The 20,226-nt window shown below is 59.9% G+C and carries 17 protein-coding genes and 1 pseudogene; 17 read left to right on the top strand and 1 reads right to left on the bottom strand.

Annotated elements, in window-relative coordinates; translation table 11 throughout:
• Positions 1–3 precede the first annotated feature (3 nt).
• Genes rfbF through rfbC form a run of 3 tightly spaced genes read left to right on the top strand, consistent with a single transcriptional unit; the run spans position 4 to position 2,700 of the window.
• Positions 4–780: a glucose-1-phosphate cytidylyltransferase gene (rfbF, locus tag K5Q02_RS13710; protein ID WP_225831366.1), complete on the top strand. Its 777-nt coding sequence runs from the start codon at positions 4–6 to the stop codon at positions 778–780.
• 13 nt (positions 781–793) lie between these two features.
• Positions 794–2,155, top strand: a complete 1,362-nt coding sequence (locus K5Q02_RS13705; protein WP_225831365.1) for an NAD(P)H-dependent oxidoreductase — start codon at positions 794–796, stop codon at positions 2,153–2,155.
• A complete protein-coding gene (gene rfbC / locus K5Q02_RS13700; RefSeq protein ID WP_225831363.1) occupies positions 2,152–2,700 on the top strand; it encodes a dTDP-4-dehydrorhamnose 3,5-epimerase in 549 nt (182 codons plus the stop codon). The genes K5Q02_RS13705 and rfbC overlap by 4 nt, the downstream gene beginning before the upstream one ends.
• Here rfbC and K5Q02_RS13695 read toward each other — a convergent pair.
• A complete protein-coding gene (locus K5Q02_RS13695; RefSeq protein WP_225831362.1) occupies positions 2,694–3,734 on the bottom strand; it encodes a glycosyltransferase family 2 protein in 1,041 nt (346 codons plus the stop codon). The two genes, rfbC and K5Q02_RS13695, sit on opposite strands and share 7 nt — an antisense overlap.
• Before the next feature lie 408 nt (positions 3,735–4,142).
• Between K5Q02_RS13695 and rfaH the strand changes: the two genes are divergently transcribed.
• From rfaH to K5Q02_RS13625, 14 genes and pseudogenes are all read left to right on the top strand, one after another.
• Positions 4,143–4,655 carry a transcription/translation regulatory transformer protein RfaH gene (rfaH, locus tag K5Q02_RS13690; protein ID WP_225831360.1) on the top strand — a complete coding sequence of 171 codons (513 nt, stop codon included), beginning with the start codon at positions 4,143–4,145 and terminating at the stop codon, positions 4,653–4,655.
• 413 nt (positions 4,656–5,068) lie between these two features.
• Positions 5,069–6,229: an outer membrane beta-barrel protein gene (locus K5Q02_RS13685; RefSeq protein ID WP_225831358.1), complete on the top strand. Its 1,161-nt coding sequence runs from the start codon at positions 5,069–5,071 to the stop codon at positions 6,227–6,229.
• Between the two features lie 130 nt (positions 6,230–6,359).
• Positions 6,360–6,899 (top strand): polysaccharide biosynthesis/export family protein, encoded by a 540-nt coding sequence (locus tag K5Q02_RS13680; protein WP_225831356.1) that lies wholly within the window; start codon positions 6,360–6,362, stop codon positions 6,897–6,899.
• A 2-nt stretch (positions 6,900–6,901) separates the two neighbouring features.
• Entirely contained in the window at positions 6,902–9,133 is a 2,232-nt protein-coding gene (locus tag K5Q02_RS13675) for a GumC family protein (protein WP_225831355.1), read from the top strand.
• A 42-nt stretch (positions 9,134–9,175) separates the two neighbouring features.
• Entirely contained in the window at positions 9,176–9,901 is a 726-nt protein-coding gene (locus tag K5Q02_RS13670) for a tyrosine-protein phosphatase (RefSeq protein WP_225831353.1), read from the top strand.
• 234 nt (positions 9,902–10,135) lie between these two features.
• Positions 10,136–11,528, top strand: a pseudogene (locus K5Q02_RS13665) (undecaprenyl-phosphate glucose phosphotransferase).
• Positions 11,529–11,584: 56 nt separating this feature from the next.
• Positions 11,585–12,931, top strand: a complete 1,347-nt coding sequence (locus K5Q02_RS13660) for a UDP-glucose dehydrogenase family protein (RefSeq protein ID WP_225831349.1) — start codon at positions 11,585–11,587, stop codon at positions 12,929–12,931.
• Between the two features lie 13 nt (positions 12,932–12,944).
• On the top strand, positions 12,945–14,315 hold the full coding sequence (locus K5Q02_RS13655; protein ID WP_225831347.1) for a lipopolysaccharide biosynthesis protein: 1,371 nt from the start codon (positions 12,945–12,947) through the stop codon (positions 14,313–14,315).
• Between the two features lie 30 nt (positions 14,316–14,345).
• A complete protein-coding gene (locus K5Q02_RS13650; RefSeq protein ID WP_225831345.1) occupies positions 14,346–15,500 on the top strand; it encodes a glycosyltransferase family 2 protein in 1,155 nt (384 codons plus the stop codon).
• 59 nt (positions 15,501–15,559) lie between these two features.
• Positions 15,560–16,684 carry a GDP-mannose 4,6-dehydratase gene (gene gmd, locus K5Q02_RS13645; RefSeq protein ID WP_225831343.1) on the top strand — a complete coding sequence of 375 codons (1,125 nt, stop codon included), beginning with the start codon at positions 15,560–15,562 and terminating at the stop codon, positions 16,682–16,684.
• Between the two features lie 2 nt (positions 16,685–16,686).
• Positions 16,687–17,664, top strand: a complete 978-nt coding sequence (gene fcl / locus K5Q02_RS13640; protein ID WP_225831341.1) for a GDP-L-fucose synthase — start codon at positions 16,687–16,689, stop codon at positions 17,662–17,664.
• The gene (locus tag K5Q02_RS13635) at positions 17,664–18,125 is read left to right on the top strand and encodes a GDP-mannose mannosyl hydrolase (protein ID WP_225831339.1); all 462 of its coding nucleotides are present in this window, start codon (positions 17,664–17,666) and stop codon (positions 18,123–18,125) included. The genes fcl and K5Q02_RS13635 overlap by 1 nt, the downstream gene beginning before the upstream one ends.
• Positions 18,126–18,194: 69 nt before the next feature.
• Positions 18,195–19,478: a hypothetical protein gene (locus tag K5Q02_RS13630; RefSeq protein ID WP_225831337.1), complete on the top strand. Its 1,284-nt coding sequence runs from the start codon at positions 18,195–18,197 to the stop codon at positions 19,476–19,478.
• Positions 19,441–20,205 carry a glycosyltransferase gene (locus K5Q02_RS13625; protein ID WP_225831335.1) on the top strand — a complete coding sequence of 255 codons (765 nt, stop codon included), beginning with the start codon at positions 19,441–19,443 and terminating at the stop codon, positions 20,203–20,205. Before K5Q02_RS13630 ends, K5Q02_RS13625 begins: the two co-directional genes overlap by 38 nt.
• Positions 20,206–20,226: the final 21 nt, after the last annotated feature.

Raw genomic sequence — 20,226 nt, 5'->3', positions numbered from 1 at the left:
ATCATGAAGGTTGCAATCTTTGCGGGTGGCTTCGGCACCCGCCTGAGCGAAGAGACGGCGATCCGTCCCAAGCCGATGGTCGAGATCGGTGGCCGACCGATCATCTGGCACATCATGAAGATGTACGCGCACCACGGCTTCAAGGATTTCGTGGTGCTCGGCGGCTACAAGGTCGATTACATCCGCGACTACTTCCTGAACTACCGCGCGCAACGCACCGACTACACCATCGACCTGAAGACCGGCAACATCGATTGGCTGGAGAGCGTCAGCGAAGACTGGCGCGTTACCGTGCTCGATACCGGCGCCGACTCGATGACAGGCGGGCGCCTCAAGCGTGCCATGCCGCTGTTGTGCAACGAGCCGTTCTGCCTGACCTACGGCGACGGTGTCAGCGATGTGAACATCAGCGAGCTGGTCAAGGTGCACAAGGCCTCGAAGCGCTGGTGCACCCTTACCGCCGTCACCCAGCCCGGGCGTTACGGCGCACTGCGCCTGAACGAAGACCTCAATCGCGTCGAAGCCTTTCGCGAGAAAGGCGCTGCCGATGGCGGCCTGATCAATGGCGGATTCTTCGTCTGCCAGCCGGAAGTCTTCGAGCTGATCGATGACGACCAGACCACCTGGGAAAACGAACCCATGGATCGCCTGGTCGAGCGCGACATGCTTGGCAGCTACCACCACAAAGGCTACTGGCAGAGCATGGACTCACTGCGCGACAAGATCACCCTGGAAACCGCCTGGGCCAGTGGCGCGCCGTGGAAACAGTGGAACGACTGAAGGAGCAGCACCGATGATCATCGTTGACACGGCCCTGGCCAAGCGCGAAGCCGAAGGCCGACCCATTCGTGTGGGCATGATCGGCGCCGGCTTCCAGGGCAGCGGCATCGCCCTGCAGATCCTTACGGCGACCACCGGCATGCGCCTGTGCGCCGTGGCCAATCGCACTATCGGCAGTGCCGTCGGCGTGTACGACCAGGCCGGTATCGAGCCGCTGCAGTGCAATACGCAGGCCGAGCTGGAACGCGCCATCGCCAGTGGAACGCCTGCGGTCACCGAGGACGCCCTGGCCCTGGCGCGCGCCGAAGGGCTGGATGCGATCATCGAAGTCACCGGCTCCATCGAATACGCGGCGGGCGCGGTGCTCGCCGCGTTGGAGGCCGGCAAGCACGTGGTGCAGATGAACGCCGAACTGGACGGCACCATCGGCCCGATTCTCAAGCACAAGGCTGACCAAGCCGGAGTCATCTACACCTTTTCCGATGGCGATCAGCCGGGCGTGCAGATGAACCTTTACCGCTTCGTGGCGGGGCTCGGCATCAAGCCGGTGCTGTGCGGCAACATCAAAGGCCTGCACGACCCGTATCGCAACCCGACCACGCAACAGGAGTTCGCGCGCCGATGGGGGCAGAAAGCGGCGATGGTCGCATCCTTCGCCGATGGCACCAAGATCTCCTTCGAGCAAGCCATCGTGGCCAATGCCACCGGTATGCGCGTCGCTCGCCGCGGCATGCTCGGCCCGGACTTTTCCGGCGGCAATCCGGGCGCACCGCTGGTGCCCATCGAAGACACCATCTCCGCCTTCGAAGCACACCTGAAGCCAGACGAGCCCGGCCTGGTCGATTACGTCGTAGGCGCCCGCCCAGGCCCCGGCGTGTTCGTCATCGGCACCCTGGAAAATCCGCGCCAGCGTCATTACCTGGAGCTCTACAAACTCGGCAAGGGCCCCTACTACAGCTTCTACACGCCTTATCACCTGTGTCACTTCGAGGTACCCAACTCGGTCGCCCGCGCTGTGCTGTTCGGCGATCCGGTACTGACTCCACGCGGCGGCCCAAGCGTGGGCGTGATCACGGTGGCCAAGAAGGATCTGCAGCCAGGCGACCGTATCGATGATTTCGGCGGTTACGAGACCTACGGCATGGCCGAGAACATCGCCGCTATCCGCGATGAAAACCTGCTGCCCATCGGCCTGGCGCTCGGCTGCACGCTCAAACGCGCAGTGAGCAAGGACAGCGCACTGACCTTCGATGACGTGCAATTTCCCAGCGGGCGAATCGTCGACCGCCTGTACGCCGAGCAGGAATGCCTGTTCGCAGCGGATGCCGCCAGCACACGACGCTTTCGCGACTTTCTCGATCAGGAGCAGCCATGATCTTTCACAGCACCACACTCAACGACGCCCGGCTGATCGAACTGGAACCGCGCGGCGATGAGCGCGGCTACTTTGCGCGCACCTTTTGCGCGGAGGAGTTCGAGCGTCATGGCCTGATCAGCCACTTCGTGCAGCAGAACACCTCACGCTCGGCACGTCGCGGTACCCTGCGTGGCCTGCATTATCAGATGCAGCCCCATGGAGAAGCCAAACTGGTGCGCTGCACCCGCGGCGTCATCGTCGATGTGATCGTCGATCTGCGCGAGAACTCCTCGACCTACCTGCAGCACGAGGCCTTCGAGTTGAGCGCCGATAACCAGCGCCAGCTCTACGTGCCGCCAGGCTTCGCCCACTCCTTCCAGACCCTGAGCGATGATGTCGAGGTCAGCTATCTGGTGTCGAGCGCCTATACGCCGAGTGCCGAGCGTGGCCTGCGTTACAACGACGAGAGCCTGAGCATCGACTGGCCATTGGCAGTGACCACCATTTCCGAAAAGGATGCGGCCTGGCCCCTGATAGCCGACCGCACCGAACGCCTCTACTGAGCGGGCATCATCTCCGGCTGCAGGAAACTGGCAGCCGGTTCGATATCCAGCGACATCACCGGTAATGTCATCTCGAACGCCGGCACCACGGCCCGGCGAATCTGCACCCGCAGGCTGTCCAGCGGTGCATCGGCAGACTCGACCCGCGGCGAGAACGCCAGGGCTTCGAGCAGCCCCTGCAGGACGATGCGGGCTTTGTAGAACTCACCGCCACGCACCAATCTGAACATCCCCCAGAGCCGGTGAGTCAGGGTCGTCAGCAACCGGCGACGGTTGGCGTACTTGCGGGTGATGAACAGTTCGTTGCGCACGAAGTGGCGATGATAGCGAATCCGCGCAGGGCTCTTCTCGGTGCGGATGTTGATCGCCCCGCCGCCCTCCTGACGCAGATGCAGCACCTTGCTCGCGCCCACCAGATAGCCCGGCGTGTTACGGGTCACACGTAAGGTGAACTCGGTGTCTTCGCCCCAGATGAACATCGAGGAAATCGGCACGCCGAACTCGGTCAGTGTGGTGCGAGGTACCAGAATGGAAACGAAGGTCGCGCGTGAAACCGGCACCACGCCGAGATCCACGGTGGCCGGCCAGCACTCGTAATCGATTCGGTTACGCCGCTGATCCAGCGACGGCGCGTTGTTGACCAGACCATCCTGGGTGTAGGCACCCGACAACAGAAAGGTGCGCTTGATATTCCGTGCTGCCAGCGACTCATCCGCCTCGATCAGCCGTTGCAAGGCATCGGCACAGGGAATCACGTCATCGTCCATCATCCAGATGAAATCGGCGCCGCGCTGGTAAGCCATCCGGAACCCGGCATTGAAACCACCGGATGCTCCGACGTTATCCGACAGTACATATAACTCCAGACCGGGCAATGCCAGATCCAGCACCATTTGTTCCGTACCATCGGTACTGGCGTTATCGATCACGATAACGCCATCACAGGGTCTTGTTTGTGCGTGCACGGCATCCAGGCAACGTTTGAGCAAATCCTTGCGGTTATAAGTAAGAACCACTGCGTATATGTGCGTCATGATTCATCATCCTTAATCAGAGTTGATATCTATTTGCCACCATGGCTCCAATCTTTTTTTCTTCAGCTGATCCGTTATGCAGATGCGTCATCAGCAGCTCGATTCAGAGGATCCGACAGCGCGTAACAGGCAGGCAAAATCATCAAAAAACAGGCGCCATAAAAACGATTACAACTTCCTGGGGAACTTTTCTTGATACGAGCAACACGCAACTAATATGTACCTTTCCGGCAAATAAAAACCAAAATGACAGCACAATTTTCGTAGCCACTTGTCGGATTTATCGGCGCGATAAATAACTCGCCACTCGTCGCCGAAATGCACCAAATAAATTAATGAGGGCCTACTATCGATAACTGCTAGAACAGCAGTTGATGGCACTTCGCAAGCATGGAAAGCAGAGGCCTTATGAGCATCGACGTGAAGATTTCGGACGTCGCCTGGTACCTGATCCAGTGCAAACCCCGACACGACGACAAGGCCTGGGAGCACTTGAACAGACAGGGCTTCGAGTGCTTTTGCCCGCACACAAGGACGCAAGTGATCAAGGCTGGCAAGCTTGTACAAATCACTCAACCACTATTTCCCGGATACCTTTTCCTGCACATGGAGAAACAAGGTAACTGGGCAAAATTGCGCTCGACACGCGGAGTCAGCAGGGTCGTTGCTTTTTGCGGAACACCCTGCCGAATAGACGATGCCATTATCGAGAAATTGAAAGCGCGCAGTTTGCAGAGAGTGCAGGAAAAAGCGCTGACCGCTGGAGACAGAGTGCATATAAGCAGCGGCCCGCTGGCTGATATGGATGCAATATTTCTGGCCATGGACGGCGAACAGCGAGTGATGCTGCTGCTTCGCTTACTTAATCGGGAAAGGCGGATCAACGTCCCACTTTCTCAACTCTCTATCTTACAGGCATGAATATTGCTCAACCTCTTAACATGCCTGTAACGCATTCCCCATAACATCCAGACTGGACTTTGAGCCATAACACTGGCTCCACCCAATACAGCGTCAATGCCCTGAAGAATGATGGCCTTGGGGCGGTAGCGTATTTATCCAGAATTGAGCGACCGCCCCTGATTGCAGCGCTGGCGGCGAGAGTGAACCATTAAGGCGCACAAGAAGTTCCCTATTTTTTTATCGAGCACCCTGTGACGAGTTTCACGACCAACGGGGAACTTCTTCCTTGAGCCGACAACCAATGACTCATGAAAAATGGCCGCAAGTCAACGCGATAGACGCTTAAACAATGGCTGTCGGATTCCTGTCCCACAGCGTTGACATCCGGCCACTCCACTCAAGCGATCGACCCCGGGAAGGGATTTGGCACGATGAAACTCACCAAGATATTGACGGCTTCGCTAGCAGGTACGCTGTCTACGGCCAGCTGGGCAACCGACCCGGCAAGCATCGACCTGGCTGGTTTCGAGTTCACGCCTACCCTCGACGTTACCGAGAGCTACGACGATAACTACCGTGGCCTGCGTGATGGCGCCGGCTCTTCCTGGATCACCAGCATCAACCCGAAGTTTCTGCTCAGCGCGGAGACGCGCAACAGCGGTTACCAACTCGAGTACGAATTCGACGACCAGACCTACCACTCTGATGATCGGGCCAGTCATACCGATCATCATCTGCGCTTTCGCAGCGTTCTCGAATTCAACTCGCGCAATCGTCTGCGTTGGAACCTTGGGTATCACCGCATCGAGGAAACCATCGATCTGGCGGATCCCGATGACAATGAAAACGATAAGTACGACCGCAGCGTAGCGGGCGCCACTTACAGCTACGGCACGCTGAGCGGTTTGAACCAGCTGGAATTCGGCGTCAATCGCGAAGGCATTCGCTACCGAAACAGCGGTGAACTCAACGCTGACGAAGAGCGCGACAGCACCATGTTCAACACCGTGTGGTACCACCGTCTCGGTGGCAGCACGCGATCGCTGGTCGAGCTGCGCCACACCGATCACGACTACATTCGTAGCGGCAGCAACCGCGACAGCACCAATGACGCCGCACTGTTCGGCGCTACCTGGGAAGCGACCGCCAAGACCTCCGGCACCCTGCGCCTCGGTGCCGAACGCAAGAACTTCGACAGCGATACGCGTGAGGATTACACCAGCCCAATGTGGGAAGTTGGTGTGGCCTGGGAACCGCGAACCTACTCCGTCGTCAAACTCAACACCCGCCGCGCTTTCGATGAAGGCGACGACGGTGCGAGCACGGTTCAGGACACCACCACCCGCCTGAGCTGGGAACATGAATGGTCGGCCTTCATCCGTACGGATCTTGACTATCGCTTCTCCGATCGCGACTACAAGGCGATCGAGCGCCAGGACGAGCGCACCAGTTACGGCCTGGGAGTCACCTACTCCCCGGATCGCTGGGTCGATGTATCACTGGGTTACCGTCACACCGAAAACGATTCGAGCGTGAGGGAAAAAACCTATGACCGGAACATCTATCAGCTGTCGTTGAGCTTGAGCCTCTAGCACCGGGGCCACTCAGCAGGGTGACGACCAACGTCACCACCCCTATCAACCTTTATCCGTTCGCCTTTGCAGCGAGCGGTGGCGCCCCTTTTTCTGCGCCACAGACGAATCAACCACAAGGAGTAAGCGGATGTCAGTCCACCGTCTGTTCAAAGCCTTTTCGCTGCTGCTGATGCTCGCATTCGCAGCAACTGCCCAGGCCAATCCACAGTATCGGCTGAGTTCCGGCGATGTGCTCAAGATCAGTGTCTTTGGCGAGCCCGATCTGTCGTTTGAGGAAATCCGCCTCAACGACGCAGGCACCTTCTCCTACCCGTTCCTGGGGTCAATCGAAGCCAGCGACAAAACTGCTGGCGACATCGAACGCATCATCACCGACAGATTGAAGGCCGATGGTTATCTGGTCGACCCCCGCGTCTCCGTCAGCGTGACCACCTACCGCGAGTTCTATATCAGCGGTGAAGTGAAAGCGCCCGGCGGCTACCCCTATCAGCCTGGCCTGACCCTGGATCGCGCCATCGCGCTGGCCGGCGGCCTGACCGAACGCGCCTCCACCAAACGCATCACCATCGCGCGTGGTACAGGCGAAGCCCGTGCTTCGGAAAAGGCCTCGCTCGACACCCTGGTCAAGCCGGGTGACACCATCACCATCGATCAAGGGTTCTTCTGAATATGAACAGTCCTGCACGAACGATCCGACAGTGGCAGCCATCGCCGTCGGAAGCAGATAGCGATTACATCGACCTGCGGCGTATCTGGAACGCCATCTGGATGCGCAAGTGGGCCATCGCCCTGTTCGTGGTAGTGATCACGCTGGTCACTGCCTTCGCCGTGTCCCGCATGACACCCGTTTACAGAGCTGTTTCGACGGTGATGATCGAGACCAAAGGCACCCAGCTGGTGTCCTTCCAGCAGGTCTATGACACCACCGGCGCGGTAAACGAATACCTGCAGACCCAACTCGGCCTGATCAAGAGCCGTGGCGTCGCAGAGAAGGTGGTTCGCGAACTCAACCTCACCGAGCACCCAGATTTCGACCCGCGCCAGCAGCCCAAGCCGCTGATCAACGTCGGCGGGTTCGTCAGTAGCGTGCAAGGCATGCTGTCGGTCACCGGGCTGGTCGATGCGCCCGAGCCGGCCAAGCCGCTGACCGAGGCAGAGCTGCTGGATATCGCCACAAAAATCCTGATGGATCGCACCAGCATCTGGGTCGAAGGCAAAAGCCAGTTGGTCAGTATCTCCGTCGAGCTGCCCGATCGACTGACCGCCGCTGCTATCTCCAACTCGCTGGCCAGCAACTACATCGACAGCCAGCTTGAAGCACAGATGGAAATGTCGCTGTCGGCCACCACCTGGATGAACACGCGCCTGACCGAACTGCGCAGCTCCTTGCAGGAAGCCGAGAATCGCCTGCAGAGCTACCGCGAAGCCGAAGGCCTGGTGGATGTGAACGGTGTGGCAACCATCAGCAACAACGAGCTGTCGCTGACGGGTGATCGCATGATCGATGCCCGCCGTCAGCGTGCCGAAGCGGAAAGCCAGTACCGTCAGGTCGAATCCATGGGTTCTACCGACTGGCGTCGCCTGTCCAGCGTGCCTGCCGTACTGGGCAACCCGTTGATCCAGCAATTCAAGGCTGAAGAAGCGCGCACACGTGCCAAGGTCGAAGAGCTGTCGCGCCGTTACGGTGAGCGCCACCCGGCCATGGCCGCTGCCAAGTCGGATCTCAGCGCTGCGTCAGCGAGCCTGCGTGCTCAGGTCGAGCAGGTGGTCGCGAGCATTGAGCGCAACTACCAGCTGGCAGTTGCCAACGAGAACTCCCTGAATGCCTCGTTCAACAAGAACAAGGAGCAGATTCAGGATATTTCGCGCAAGGAATTCAAGATCCGTGAGCTGACCCGCGACGTGGAAAGCAACCGTTCGCTCTACGAGACGTTCATGACCCGCCTGCGCGAAACCGCAGCCACTCAGGACGTCAACTCGAGCAATGCGCGAATCATCGATCAAGCCATCGCTCCGGTTCAGGCCAGTGCGCCGAACAAGAAGCTGCTGATCGTCCTGGCTGCCGGTCTGGCACTGATATTCGGTATCGCCCTGGCGGTGATCCGCGACATCCTCAACAACACCTTCAAGAGCGCCGACGACGTCGAAAACAAGCTGAACCTGCCGGTTCTCGGCATCGTGCCGCTGATTTCCAACAACACCAAATACACCGCTGCGCACCTCTTCGAGCATGGTGAAGATGCGCGCTTCTGCGAGTCGATTCGTACCATTCGTACCAGCCTGATGCTGGCCGATACCAATCACGCGAAGAAGGTATTGGTGGTCACCTCCTCCTCACCCGGCGAAGGCAAGAGCACCCTGGTGGCCAACATGGCATTCGCCCTCAGCCAGCTGCAACGCGTACTGCTGATCGATGCCGACCTGCGTCGCCCGACCCTCGCCAAGAGTTTCGACTTCCCGGTCGGCACCCCTGGCCTGGCCAACCTGATCAGTGGCAGCGCCAAGGTCGAAGATTGCATCCACAACATGGGCAACAACCTGGACATGCTGCCGGCCGGTGCGGTACCGCCAAACCCGCTGGAGCTGCTGGCATCGCCACGTTTTGCCAAGTTCCTGGAGATGATCAAGGAACGCTACGACCACATCATCATCGATTCGCCGCCTAGCCAGGCTGTGAGTGATGCCTCGCTGCTGTCGACCTTCGCCGACTCGGTCATCTATGTGATCAAGTCCGAGGCCACCTCGATTCCACTGGCACAACGCGGCGTAGGCCACCTGCTGCAGAGCGGTGCATCGCTGATGGGCGTGGTGCTTAACCAGGTCGACGTGGAAAAGGCTGCCCGCTCCGGCGAGTACAGCGGCTACTACGACCACTACGGCTACAGCGACCGCAAGGCTTGATGCAGCCATGACCAACCAGCGCATGACAGCAGGAGGTATCTGATGATCGATCTGCATAACCACTTGCTGCCGGGCATCGACGACGGCCCGGCAGACCTGCCAACCGCGCTGGAAATGGCCCGCATGGCCGTAGCCAACGGCATCAGCCATATCGTTTGCACGCCGCATATCCATGCCGGCCGCTACGACAACGACAGTGACAGCATTCGCGCAGCCTGCAACAGCTTCAACGAGGCGCTGCAGGAAGCGGGTATCGACCTCAAGGTCGGCGCGGCCGCAGAGGTTCGTTTCTCTGGCGAGCTGATGACCCGCGTGATGGACGGCAGCATTCCGTTCCTCGGCCAGTGGGAAGGCAAGAAGGCGCTGCTGCTGGAGTTTCCCCACGGGGAAATGCCCTTCGGTGCCGAGCGGCTGACCCAGTGGCTGTTGGAAAACGGCGTGGTACCGATCATCGCGCACCCGGAACGCAACAAGGTGCTGATGCACACGCCGAGCAAGCTCAAGCCTTTTATCGAGCAAGGTTGTCTGCTGCAAGTGACCGCCGCATCTGCCGCTGGTCGCTTTGGTGAACGCGCAATGCACCTGGCTCACGAACTGCTGAGACATCGCGTGGTCAGCATTATGGCGACTGATGCTCACAACCTTGATCACCGCCCCCCCCAATTACAAGAAGGTCTCCTGCAAGCCGCCCGGATCCTGGGCGAGAGAGAGGCCGAACGTCTGGTCATCGACACGCCCTGGCGCATCGCACACCAGCATTTCGCTTAGTTGACTGCCTGATAACGCGTGCCTGTTGGTTCAGGCCGCTGGATTCGTATTTGTTGGAGGTTGGAAAACCATGCGTCGAGAACTCAGCACCAGGACGCACTGCAGCAACCAACTGGCGCAAGCCCCGGGTTCGCTCGCCGCTTCGTCATACGTATCGCAAAAGGACAGGTCGCCTCTCGTGTGTTTTCCGGAGGCATCCCACTTCATCGAAGATTTGCACGAGGATCGCCGCACATGATTTCCAAACGGATCAATCCTGCCGAGAACCGCAGGGGGCTGACGTTCTGGGGTCAATGGTGCCTGTGCCATTACTCTGGTCAGCATGCTGCTCTGCTATCTGGTCATCCAGCGTTATGGCGACGTGCCGACCGAGTACCGTCTGCTGATCGTACTCACGGTACTGGGCTCCGTGCCGGCCTATGGCCTGCTGCGCGTATACCACAAGCGCTTCAACTACCTGACCGGTCTGGCGCACTTGCTGGCTGGGTGGCTCACCCTTCTCGCCGGCCTGCTGTTCGTGGCCTACTTCAGCCAGAGTCTGGATCGATTCTCCTTCGAGATCATGCGTGAGTGGGCGCTGCTCGGCTTCCTTGCCCAGGCGATCGCCTTCATTCCGCTGCGCTATTTCGCCAGGCTTCATTCGGAAAAGCTGCGCAACGATCGCGTCTCGCTGATCATTGGTTCGGGCGAGAAAGCCCACGAACTGGCCGAGCGCCTGGCTGCCTCCAACCGCGTTCCGCTGATCGGCATGCTCGCTTCAAACGAAGATGCGCATACTCAGGATGGTCGCTTCCCGATTCTCGGCGCCCTGCACCAGCTGCGTGAAGTGACCGAGCAACATGGTGTACGCCGTGTATACATCGCCCTGACTCTGGACGAAATCTCGCACATCGAGAAGCTCTACATCGACCTGCTCGATATGAGCGTCGACGTGGTCTGGGTACCGGACTTCGGCAGCATGCCGCTGCTCAACCAGTCGATCTCGCAGATCGAACAGTTGCCGGCGATCTACCTCAACGAAAGCCCGATCAGTTCACACCCTGCTGCCGTGTTCAGCAAGGAGCTGATGGATCGCACCCTGGCCTTCCTCGCGCTGGTGGCCCTGAGCCCGGTGTTCATCACCGCCGCCATCGCCGTGAAGCTGTCCTCCCCTGGCCCGGTGTTCTTCCTGCAACCGCGTCATGGCTGGAACGGTGGCGTGATTCTGGTGTGGAAATTCCGCTCCATGCGCATGCATGACGACAAGAAGGTCAAGCAGGCGACCCGTGAAGATCCGCGCATCACCCCGGTCGGACGCTTCCTGCGCCGCACCTCGATCGACGAATTGCCGCAGCTGCTCAATGTGCTGCGCGGCGAAATGTCCCTGGTCGGCCCACGCCCTCACGCCGTGGCCCACAACAACTACTACAGCGACAAGATTCTCGCCTACATGGCCCGCCACCGCCTCAAGCCGGGTATCACCGGTCTGGCTCAGGTAACCGGCCATCGCGGTGAAACCGAAACCCTGGAAAAAATGCAGCAACGCGTGGAACAGGATCTGGCCTACATCAACAACTGGTCGTTGTGGCTGGACATCAAGATTCTGGTGAAGACGCCTTTCACCCTGTTCTCGCGCGACATTTATTGAACGATGCCCCCTTGGCGTCACGTAACGATTAACGCTCACTCAAGGAATTTTTATCCATGAATATCACTGTCGTTGGAACCGGCTACGTCGGCCTCGTCACCGGCGCCTGTATCGCCGAGATGGGCAACACGGTTGTCTGCGTGGATGTCGATCCGAAGAAGATCGAAAACCTCAAGCGCGGTGTGCTGCCGATCTACGAGCCGGGTCTGGAGACCGTCGTGGAAGAGAACTTCGAGGCCGGTCGTCTGCAGTTCACCACTGCCCTGCCGGAAGCGATGGAGCAGTCGGACATCATCTTCATCGCCGTCGGCACGCCGCCCGGTGAAGACGGCTCCGCCGATCTGCGTTACGTGGTGGAAGTGGCACGCCAGATCGGCAGCCTGATGACTCGCCACACCACCGTGATCAACAAATCCACGGTACCGGTTGGCACCGCCGACCTGGTTCGCGCCGAGATCCTCGAGCAGTTGGAACTGCGCGGCAAGGACATCAGTTTCGACGTGGTTTCCAACCCGGAATTCCTCAAGGAAGGTGCTGCAGTCGACGACTTCATGCACCCGGATCGGATCATCATCGGCACAGACAGCGAGCGTGCTCGCAAGGCCATGAGCGAGCTCTACGCCCCGTTCATCCGCAACAACCCGCGCATCAAGTTCATGGGCGTGCGTGATGCGGAAATGACCAAGTACGCCGCCAACGCCATGCTGGCCACCAAGATCTCGTTCATGAACGAGATCGCCGGGCTCTGTGAGCGTTTGGACGTGGACATCGAAAACGTGCGCCTGGGCATCGGCTCGGATCAGCGTATCGGCTACCACTTCATTTACGCCGGCTGCGGCTATGGCGGCTCGTGCTTCCCGAAAGACGTCAAGGCACTGATCAGCATCGCGCACCAGAACGACTTCGAGCCCAAGGTTCTGCAAGCCGTCGAGGCGCGCAACGAGCAGCAGAAGCAATCGCTGTTCAACAAGCTGGCCGCGCACTTCGAGGGTGACCTCAAAGGCCGTACCTTCGCCGTCTGGGGCCTGGCGTTCAAGCCGGGTACCGACGACATGCGTGAAGCGCCGAGCGTGGTGCTGATCAACAGCCTGATCAACGCCGGTGCCAAGGTCAAAGCATTCGACCCGGTTGCTAGTGAAACCGCCGCACGCGAGTTCCCCGAGCACTGGTTCAGCGAAGGTCGCCTGCAGATCGTCGACGGCCAGTACGAAGCGGCTATCGATGCCGACGCACTGGTTCTGGTCACCGAGTGGAAGCCATTCCGCCGCCCGGACTTCAAGGCCCTGAAAAAGCTCCTCAAGCAGCCGGTGATCATCGACGGCCGCAACCAGTACGACCTCACCCAGGTGGATCGCGAGGGCTTCGATTATTACGGCATTGGCCGTAAGCAAGTGAACGGCTGAGACCCTCCTGACAATGGACGTCATCGAACCCAAAGCCACGGTTCCCACCGCCCTCTGGACACGCCTCGGCGTGTCCGGCAGAGCGGCGTTGCGCAGCCCCGTGCTGCGCAATATCGCGACCGTTGCTTCGGGTACGGCTGGCGCCCAGGTCATCACCCTTGCCCTGATGCCGGTCATCACCCGGATCTACGGGCCAGAGACCTACGGGGTACTCGGGGTATTCATGAGCCTGGCGTTCATGCTCATCCCGGTCGCTGCCCTCACCTATCCAGTCGCCATCGTGCTTCCGAGGCGCGATGCCGATGCCCGCGGTCTGATCCGCCTGTCCCTGCTCGTCGCCTGCGCCTTCTCGGTGCTCGTGGCAGCCGTCATCGCCCTGTTCGGCGAGAAGCTGGCCAGCCTGACAGGCGTCACTCAGATCGCCCCTTTTCTGATGCTGCTGCCCCTGGTGCTGCTCGCCGGCGCAGCGCTCGAAGTCACTCAGCAATGGCTGATTCGCCAACAACGCTATCGCCTTACCGCTGGTGTGGCCGTACAGCAGGCCATCGCCCATAACGGCCTGCGTATCGCTGTCGGCCTACTGCATGCCAGCCCTACGGCTCTGCTGCTGAGCACCGCAGTCGGCCCCGTGCTGCACACCCTGATGCTCAATTGGGGCCTGCGTCGCAGCCCAAGCGTGAATACCCAGGAAGCGGCCACAGGAGCACAGCTGAGTACCCGTGAACTGGCCCTCCAGTACCACGACTTCCCGCTGTATCGCGCGCCACAGATGCTCATCAACGCGGTATCACAGAACCTGCCAACGCTCGTGTTGGCGGTGTTCTTCGGCCCGGTGGCGGCTGGTTTCTTCGCCTTGTGCAAACAGGCCCTGAACGTGCCGACTCAATTGATCGGCAAATCCGTGGCTGATGTCTATTACCCACGCATCAGCGCTGCGGTGCATAACCACGAACCAATCACCGCCATGTTAGCCAAAGCTACGGCAGCGCTGGCATTGGCCGGCCTGCTGCCTTTCGCGCTGGTGTTCTGCTTTGGCCCGCAGCTATTCGCCCTGGTGTTCGGCGAGCAATGGGCGGTAGCCGGTGAATACGCGCGCTGGCTAGCCCTGGCCGAGTACATGATTTTCGTAAGCCGCCCCTGCACGGTCGCCGTTCCGGCACTCGCACTACAGGGTCGCTTCCTGATCTTCGAGGTGCTCAGCACCGTATTGCGCATCGCTGCCCTGATGGCCGGCGCCCTGTTCCTGGAGCAGGCCGAGCAGACCGTCATGGCCTTTACCGCGGCCAGCATCCTGATCTACCTGAGCCTGATCGCCAGCGTGCTGCTCGCCGCACGCAACTGGCACGGCAAGGCCGATCGGCAGACGCGCCGCGATCGCCCCTAAACACTTTTATCAGAGACTGGCTTCGATCCTATGACCGCACAATTGCCCACCATCGTCGTCATCGGCTACAACCGGCCGAAGAGCCTCAGCCGCCTGCTCGGCTCACTGATCAAGGCTCGCTACCCCGAAGGCGAGGTTCGCCTGGTAATCAGCCTGGACAACTCCGGCAACCCGCAGCCACGCCAGGTCGCCGAAGCCTTCGACTGGCCGCACGGCGAGAAACGCATCATCGCTCACCCCGAGCGCCTCGGCCTGCGCCAGCACGTACTGAGCTGTGGCGACCTGACCGAACAGTACGGCGACGTGATCATTCTCGAAGACGATCTGTTCGTCTCACCGTTCTTCTACGAGTACACATGGCGGGCACTGCAGGCCTATGCCGACGATGCAGGCGTGGCCGGTATCAGCCTGTACAGCGTGCAGTTCAACCAGACCGCCAACCTGCCCTTCACGCCCATCGATGACGGCGACTCGGCCGTGCATTTCATTCAGATGGCCGCGTCGTGGGGGCAAGCCTGGTCGCGGCAGCATTGGCAAGGATTCCGTCAGTGGCTGGAAAGCCACGGTACCGACATCAGCCACATCGACGGCATACCCGCGGATATCCGCGGCTGGCCGGAGTCCTCGTGGCTAAAGCTGTTCACTGCCTACATCATTTCCCGGGATCTGTACTTCGTGTACCCGTTCCGTTCGCTGAGCACCAACTTCGGCGATCCGGGTCAGCACTTCAACATCGCCTCGTCGCGCTTCCAGGTACCGATCCAGCAACAGCCGATCGACTACCAGTTCGCAAAACGCGAAGACAGCGTGTCGGTCTACGACGCCTTCTGCGAGCTGCTGCCAGCCTGCGTAAAACGCCAGAATCCAGTGCTCGAGCCCTACGATTTCACGGTCAACCTGTATGGCTGCAAGACCTGCAAAAAAGGCCTGCAACTGACCCGAACAGAAGCCCGTGGCCTGCACAATTTCAGCCTTTCCATGAAGCCCATGGAACTGAGCATCCTGCATAACATCGAAGGTGAGGGCCTAGCCCTGATCGACTCGGCCGATATAGACGGCGCCAGCCTGTCGCGGCCCAAAACGGAGTACGACATCTACCGTTTCTTTTACAAGTTTCCGTCGGTACGGATCATTCTTTTTGGCGTTATGGAACGCCTCCAGTTGCTGCTCAAGCGTACGTCCTAACGGTCGCGTTCAGCAACCGAACACAGACCCTCTATCAATTGAACATCGCAGGTATCGCAATGGAACAGAAAAAAGCGCTCATCACTGGTATCACGGGTCAAGACGGCTCCTACCTGGCCGAGTTTCTGCTCGAAAAGGGTTACCAAGTGCATGGCATCAAGCGTCGTGCCTCGTCGTTCAACACCCAGCGCGTGGATCACATCTATCAGGATCCGCACGTCGACAACCAGAACTTCATCCTGCACTACGGCGATCTCAACGACTCGTCCAACCTGACCCGCATCATTCAGGAAGTGCAGCCTGACGAGGTCTACAACCTCGGCGCGCAATCCCACGTTGCGGTGAGCTTCGAAGCACCGGAATACACCGCCGACGTCGACGCCATGGGTACCCTGCGCATCCTCGAAGCCATCCGCCTGCTGGGCCTGGAAAAGAAGACCCGCTTCTATCAGGCCTCGACCTCCGAGCTCTACGGCCTGGTGCAGGAAACCCCGCAGAAGGAAACCACGCCCTTCTATCCGCGCTCGCCCTATGCGGTCGCCAAGCTGTACGCCTACTGGATCACCGTCAACTACCGCGAAGCCTATGGCATGTACGCGTGCAACGGCATCCTCTTCAACCACGAGTCGCCACGTCGCGGCGAGACCTTCGTGACCCGCAAGATCACCCGCGGCATGGCCAACATCGCCCAGGGTCACGAGCCTTGCCTGTACATGGGCAACATCGATTCGCTGCGTGACTGGGGCCATGCCAAGGACTACGTCCGCATGCAGTGGATGATGCTGCAACAGGATCAGCCAGACGACTTCGTGATCGCCACCGGCGTGCAGTACTCGGTACGTGAATTCATCACCTGGTCTGCCGCTGAGCTGGGCGTGCACCTGCGCTTCGAAGGCACTGGCGTGGACGAGCAAGGCATCGTCGAGCGCATCGAGGGCAACAATGCGCCAGCTCTGAAGGTCGGTGACGTGGTCGTGAAAATCGATCCACGCTACTTCCGCCCTGCCGAGGTGGAAACCCTGCTGGGTGACCCCACCAAGGCCAAGACCAAGCTGGGCTGGACGCCGGAAATCACCGTACAGGAAATGTGCGCCGAGATGGTTCGTGAAGACCTCAAGGTCGCCAAGCGCCACGCGCTGCTGCGTGAGCACGGCCACGATCTGCCGGTATCCGTGGAGAACTGAGGATGACTACGACTTCTCTCGATCAGCGCATTTTCGTCGCCGGCCATCGCGGGATGGTCGGTTCGGCGATCGTGCGTCACCTGCAGAGCCTGGGGCACCAGAACATCATCACGGCGCCCCGTGAAAGCGTGGATCTGATCGACGCTGCCAGCGTGCAGCGTTTCTTCGCCGACCAACGCATCGACCAGGTTTACCTGGCCGCTGCCAAGGTCGGTGGCATCCATGCCAACAACCAGTATCCGGCCGACTTCATCTATCAGAACCTGATGATCGAAGCCAACGTCATCAACGCTGCGCACAATGCCGGTGTGAACCGGCTGCTGTCGCTCGGCAGCTCGTGCATCTACCCCAAGCATGCCGAGCAGCCGATGCGTGAAGAGGCGCTGCTGACCGGCGTACTGGAGCCGACCAACGAGCCCTATGCGATCGCCAAGATCGCCGGGATCAAGCTGTGCGAAAGCTACAACCGCCAGCACGGTCGCGACTACCGCAGTGTGATGCCGACCAACCTGTACGATCCCCACGACAACTACCATCCGGAAAACAGCCACGTCATCCCTGCCCTGCTGCGTCGCTTCCATGAAGCGACCCTGCGTGGCGACGATGAGGTGGTGATCTGGGGCAGCGGCACGCCGATGCGCGAATTCCTGCACGTCGACGATATGGCAGCCGCCAGCGTGCACGTGATGAATCTGGATGATGCCACCTACGGGGCGCACACCCAGCCGATGCTCTCGCACATCAACGTCGGTACCGGGCAGGACTGCACCATCCGCGAGCTAGCAGAAACCATCGCGCGGGTTACCGAGTTCCAGGGTCGCCTGACGTTCGACAGCAGCAAGCCCGATGGCACGCCGCGCAAACTGATGGACGTATCGCGCCTGGCCAAGCTTGGCTGGACGGCGAGCATCGATCTGGAAACCGGCCTGCGTGACGCCTATCGCTGGTTCGTCGAACACATCGACGATGTGCGCAGCTGATGTTTCTGCCTGCCGATACCTTCAAGACCGTGGTCGCCAGCACACCGCTGGTGTCCATCGATCTGCTGGTTCGCAACGCAGAGGGCGAGCTGCTGCTGGGCGAGCGTCTCAACCGCCCTGCCCAGGGCAGCTGGTTCGCTCCAGGTGGGCGCATTCTCAAGAATGAAACCCTGGATGCCGCTTTCGAACGCCTGACCCGGGAAGAACTGGGGCAGGCATTCGGGCGCGATCAGGGCAGGCTGCTCGGCGTCTACGAGCACTTTTATGACGACAGCGTGTTTGGCGAAACACCGGATACCCACTACGTGGTGATCGCCTACGCACTGGAACTTGGCGCTCAGCAGAGCCTGCAACCGCCGAGCGTGCAGCACGGTCGCTACCGCTGGTGGCCGATCGAGCAGATGCGCGATGAACCGCGCATACACCGCAATACGCGGGACTACCTGCAGGCGCTGTACTAGACCTCTCGCAAGCCACTCAACGCGGCGTCGGCTTGCGAGCCACGACAATTTCGATATGGGAACGCGAGCTTGTTCAAGCAATTCCTGGCATACCGCAACCTGCTGCTGATCCTGTTTGTCCTGAACTCGGCCTGTTTCTTTCTGACCGACGACAAGAAGGCCGGCATCCCCTACCTGCGCGAGCTTTATCTGCTCGGCCTGGTAGGCTGCGCTGCGGCCCTGTTTCTGGTCTGGAAACGCGTATACCAATCCAAGACCAGCCTGTGGATCATCTTCATGGGCCTGGTGCTGCCGGTCACCTCGGCGATCATGGCGGAACTCAATTTCGATCAGCCGTTCATCTATGGCCTGCTCGAAGAACGTCGCAGCTTCGCTTATCTGGTGTTCTTCCCGGCCCTGTTCCTGCTGATCAAGACCGCTCCGACGCAAAAGCACCTGGAGAGCTTCTTTCTCTACTCGGGTCTGGCGTGCGCCTTCGTCGGCTACTGCTACTACTTCGGGATCATCCCGGAAAACTCAGGCGTCTCGTTCACCGTGGATGCCAAGGATGCCGGCGAAGTGCTGCTGCGGCCGAACCGTTTCCGTATCGGTTCGAGCTACGTGACCATCTGCGCCTTCATGCTCATGTACAGCATGAAAGAGCGTATCTCGCTGTTCAAGGTCGTCACCCTGCTGTTCTTCGCCTCGTACCTGTGGCTGGTGCTGCAGACCCGTCAGACCATGATCATCTGGTGCCTGGCCGGCCTGTGGATCTTCCGTGACCGCATCGACTCGCTGATCAAGCTCGGCCTGCTCGCGGCCACCATTTTGGTCGCCTCGTACTTCATCTTCCCGGAGTTCTACTACGAGCAGTTCGCCAAGTTCGAAGCCCTGCTCGACGAGGCCACCACCGGGCCCGGCGTGCGCGACACCACCACGGCGATCATCATCGGCGCGGTTGCCGACAACTGGTACATCGGCATGGGGTCGCTGTCGCTGCAGTGGAAAGGCGGCTTCGGAGCACTCTACAACCCGCACTTCTATCTGTCGGACGTGGGCATCTTCGGCGTGTACTACCGCTACGGGTTCCTCACCCCGGTGATCGCCTTGATCTTCTACGCCGGCTACCTGCGCATCATGAAACGCTGCCCGCAAAAGGGCCCGCTGCTCAATGCCTTCCAGCTGGTGTTCTGGTTCCAGATGCTCAACATGTTCCTGTCCAACTCGCTGATGTATGGCGGTGATGTGCTGGGCATCGGCGCCGCCTGTTTCCTGTACTTCTCCCGCGCCTACGCGACGGAGAAATCCCCGACTCGAGAGCTCAGAGGCACACGCCATGACAAACTTCAGTATCGTGACCATCAACTGGAATAATCTGGAAGGCCTCAAACAGACCTACCAGAGTGTGGCTGCCCAGACCTACCGGAACTTCCGCTGGATCGTCGTCGACGGTGCCTCCAATGACGGTGGCGCCGAATGGCTGGCCACCATCGACGAGCCCTACGCCGAGATCACCTCGGAGCGCGACAAGGGCCTCTACGACGCCATGAACAAGGGCCTGATCAAGGGCTCGGCGACCGAGGGCTACACCCTGTTCCTGAACAGCGGTGATTCGTTCTACGACGAGAACGTGTTGCAGAAGGTTGCCGATGCAATCGAGCAGGCGCCAAGCAAGCCGCGTTACGTGTACGGCGACTACTACCTGCAGAACGCCGAAGGCCGCCTCACGCCACAGAACGCGAAGAAGATCGAGCACCTGGTGCTGGGCATGCCGTCCAGCCACCAGGCGATGTATTTCGAGAACGAGAGGCTGCGCAGCGTGCGCTTTCGCGAGGATTTCAAGCTGTCTGCGGACTACTGCATGATCGTCGAATTCCTGCAGGGCCAGGATCACAAGCGCGACGTGCTGAAGGTCGCGTCGCCGCTGTGCATCTTCGACACCACGGGGGTTTCTACCAGTCGTCGCTTCGATGCATTGAAGGAAGATATGCGCATCCGTCGGGAGGTCATGAAACTATCGCCTCTGCACAGTATCTCTTTGTATGTCCTGCACTACGTGCATACCCATAGCAAGCTGCTGAAAGCGGCATTGGGCAAATGAATCGCGAGCAACAGCAGCCGT

Origin of the sequence: Pseudomonas sp. MM211, from assembly GCF_020386635.1 — a bacterium.
Taxonomy (GTDB): Bacteria; Pseudomonadota; Gammaproteobacteria; order Pseudomonadales; family Pseudomonadaceae; genus Aquipseudomonas.
The sequence above is the reverse complement of the archived record's forward strand: the minus strand, read 5'-3'. Positions and strand labels throughout refer to the sequence as shown.

Bases quoted from the DNA above. Each gene is read 5' to 3' on its own strand.
- rfaH (WP_225831360.1), top strand. From the start codon at position 4,143: ATGAGCATCGACGTGAAGATTTCGGACGTCGCCTGGTACCTGATCCAG.
- rfbC (WP_225831363.1), top strand. From the start codon at position 2,152: ATGATCTTTCACAGCACCACACTCAACGACGCCCGGCTGATCGAACTG.
- K5Q02_RS13660 (WP_225831349.1), top strand. From the start codon at position 11,585: ATGAATATCACTGTCGTTGGAACCGGCTACGTCGGCCTCGTCACCGGC.
- K5Q02_RS13650 (WP_225831345.1), top strand. From the start codon at position 14,346: ATGACCGCACAATTGCCCACCATCGTCGTCATCGGCTACAACCGGCCG.
- K5Q02_RS13625 (WP_225831335.1), top strand. From the start codon at position 19,441: ATGACAAACTTCAGTATCGTGACCATCAACTGGAATAATCTGGAAGGC.
- K5Q02_RS13655 (WP_225831347.1), top strand. From the start codon at position 12,945: ATGGACGTCATCGAACCCAAAGCCACGGTTCCCACCGCCCTCTGGACA.
- K5Q02_RS13685 (WP_225831358.1), top strand. From the start codon at position 5,069: ATGAAACTCACCAAGATATTGACGGCTTCGCTAGCAGGTACGCTGTCT.
- K5Q02_RS13680 (WP_225831356.1), top strand. From the start codon at position 6,360: ATGTCAGTCCACCGTCTGTTCAAAGCCTTTTCGCTGCTGCTGATGCTC.
- fcl (WP_225831341.1), top strand. From the start codon at position 16,687: ATGACTACGACTTCTCTCGATCAGCGCATTTTCGTCGCCGGCCATCGC.
- rfbF (WP_225831366.1), top strand. From the start codon at position 4: ATGAAGGTTGCAATCTTTGCGGGTGGCTTCGGCACCCGCCTGAGCGAA.
- K5Q02_RS13635 (WP_225831339.1), top strand. From the start codon at position 17,664: ATGTTTCTGCCTGCCGATACCTTCAAGACCGTGGTCGCCAGCACACCG.
- K5Q02_RS13695 (WP_225831362.1), bottom strand. From the start codon at position 3,734: ATGACGCACATATACGCAGTGGTTCTTACTTATAACCGCAAGGATTTG.
- K5Q02_RS13705 (WP_225831365.1), top strand. From the start codon at position 794: ATGATCATCGTTGACACGGCCCTGGCCAAGCGCGAAGCCGAAGGCCGA.
- K5Q02_RS13675 (WP_225831355.1), top strand. From the start codon at position 6,902: ATGAACAGTCCTGCACGAACGATCCGACAGTGGCAGCCATCGCCGTCG.
- K5Q02_RS13670 (WP_225831353.1), top strand. From the start codon at position 9,176: ATGATCGATCTGCATAACCACTTGCTGCCGGGCATCGACGACGGCCCG.
- gmd (WP_225831343.1), top strand. From the start codon at position 15,560: ATGGAACAGAAAAAAGCGCTCATCACTGGTATCACGGGTCAAGACGGC.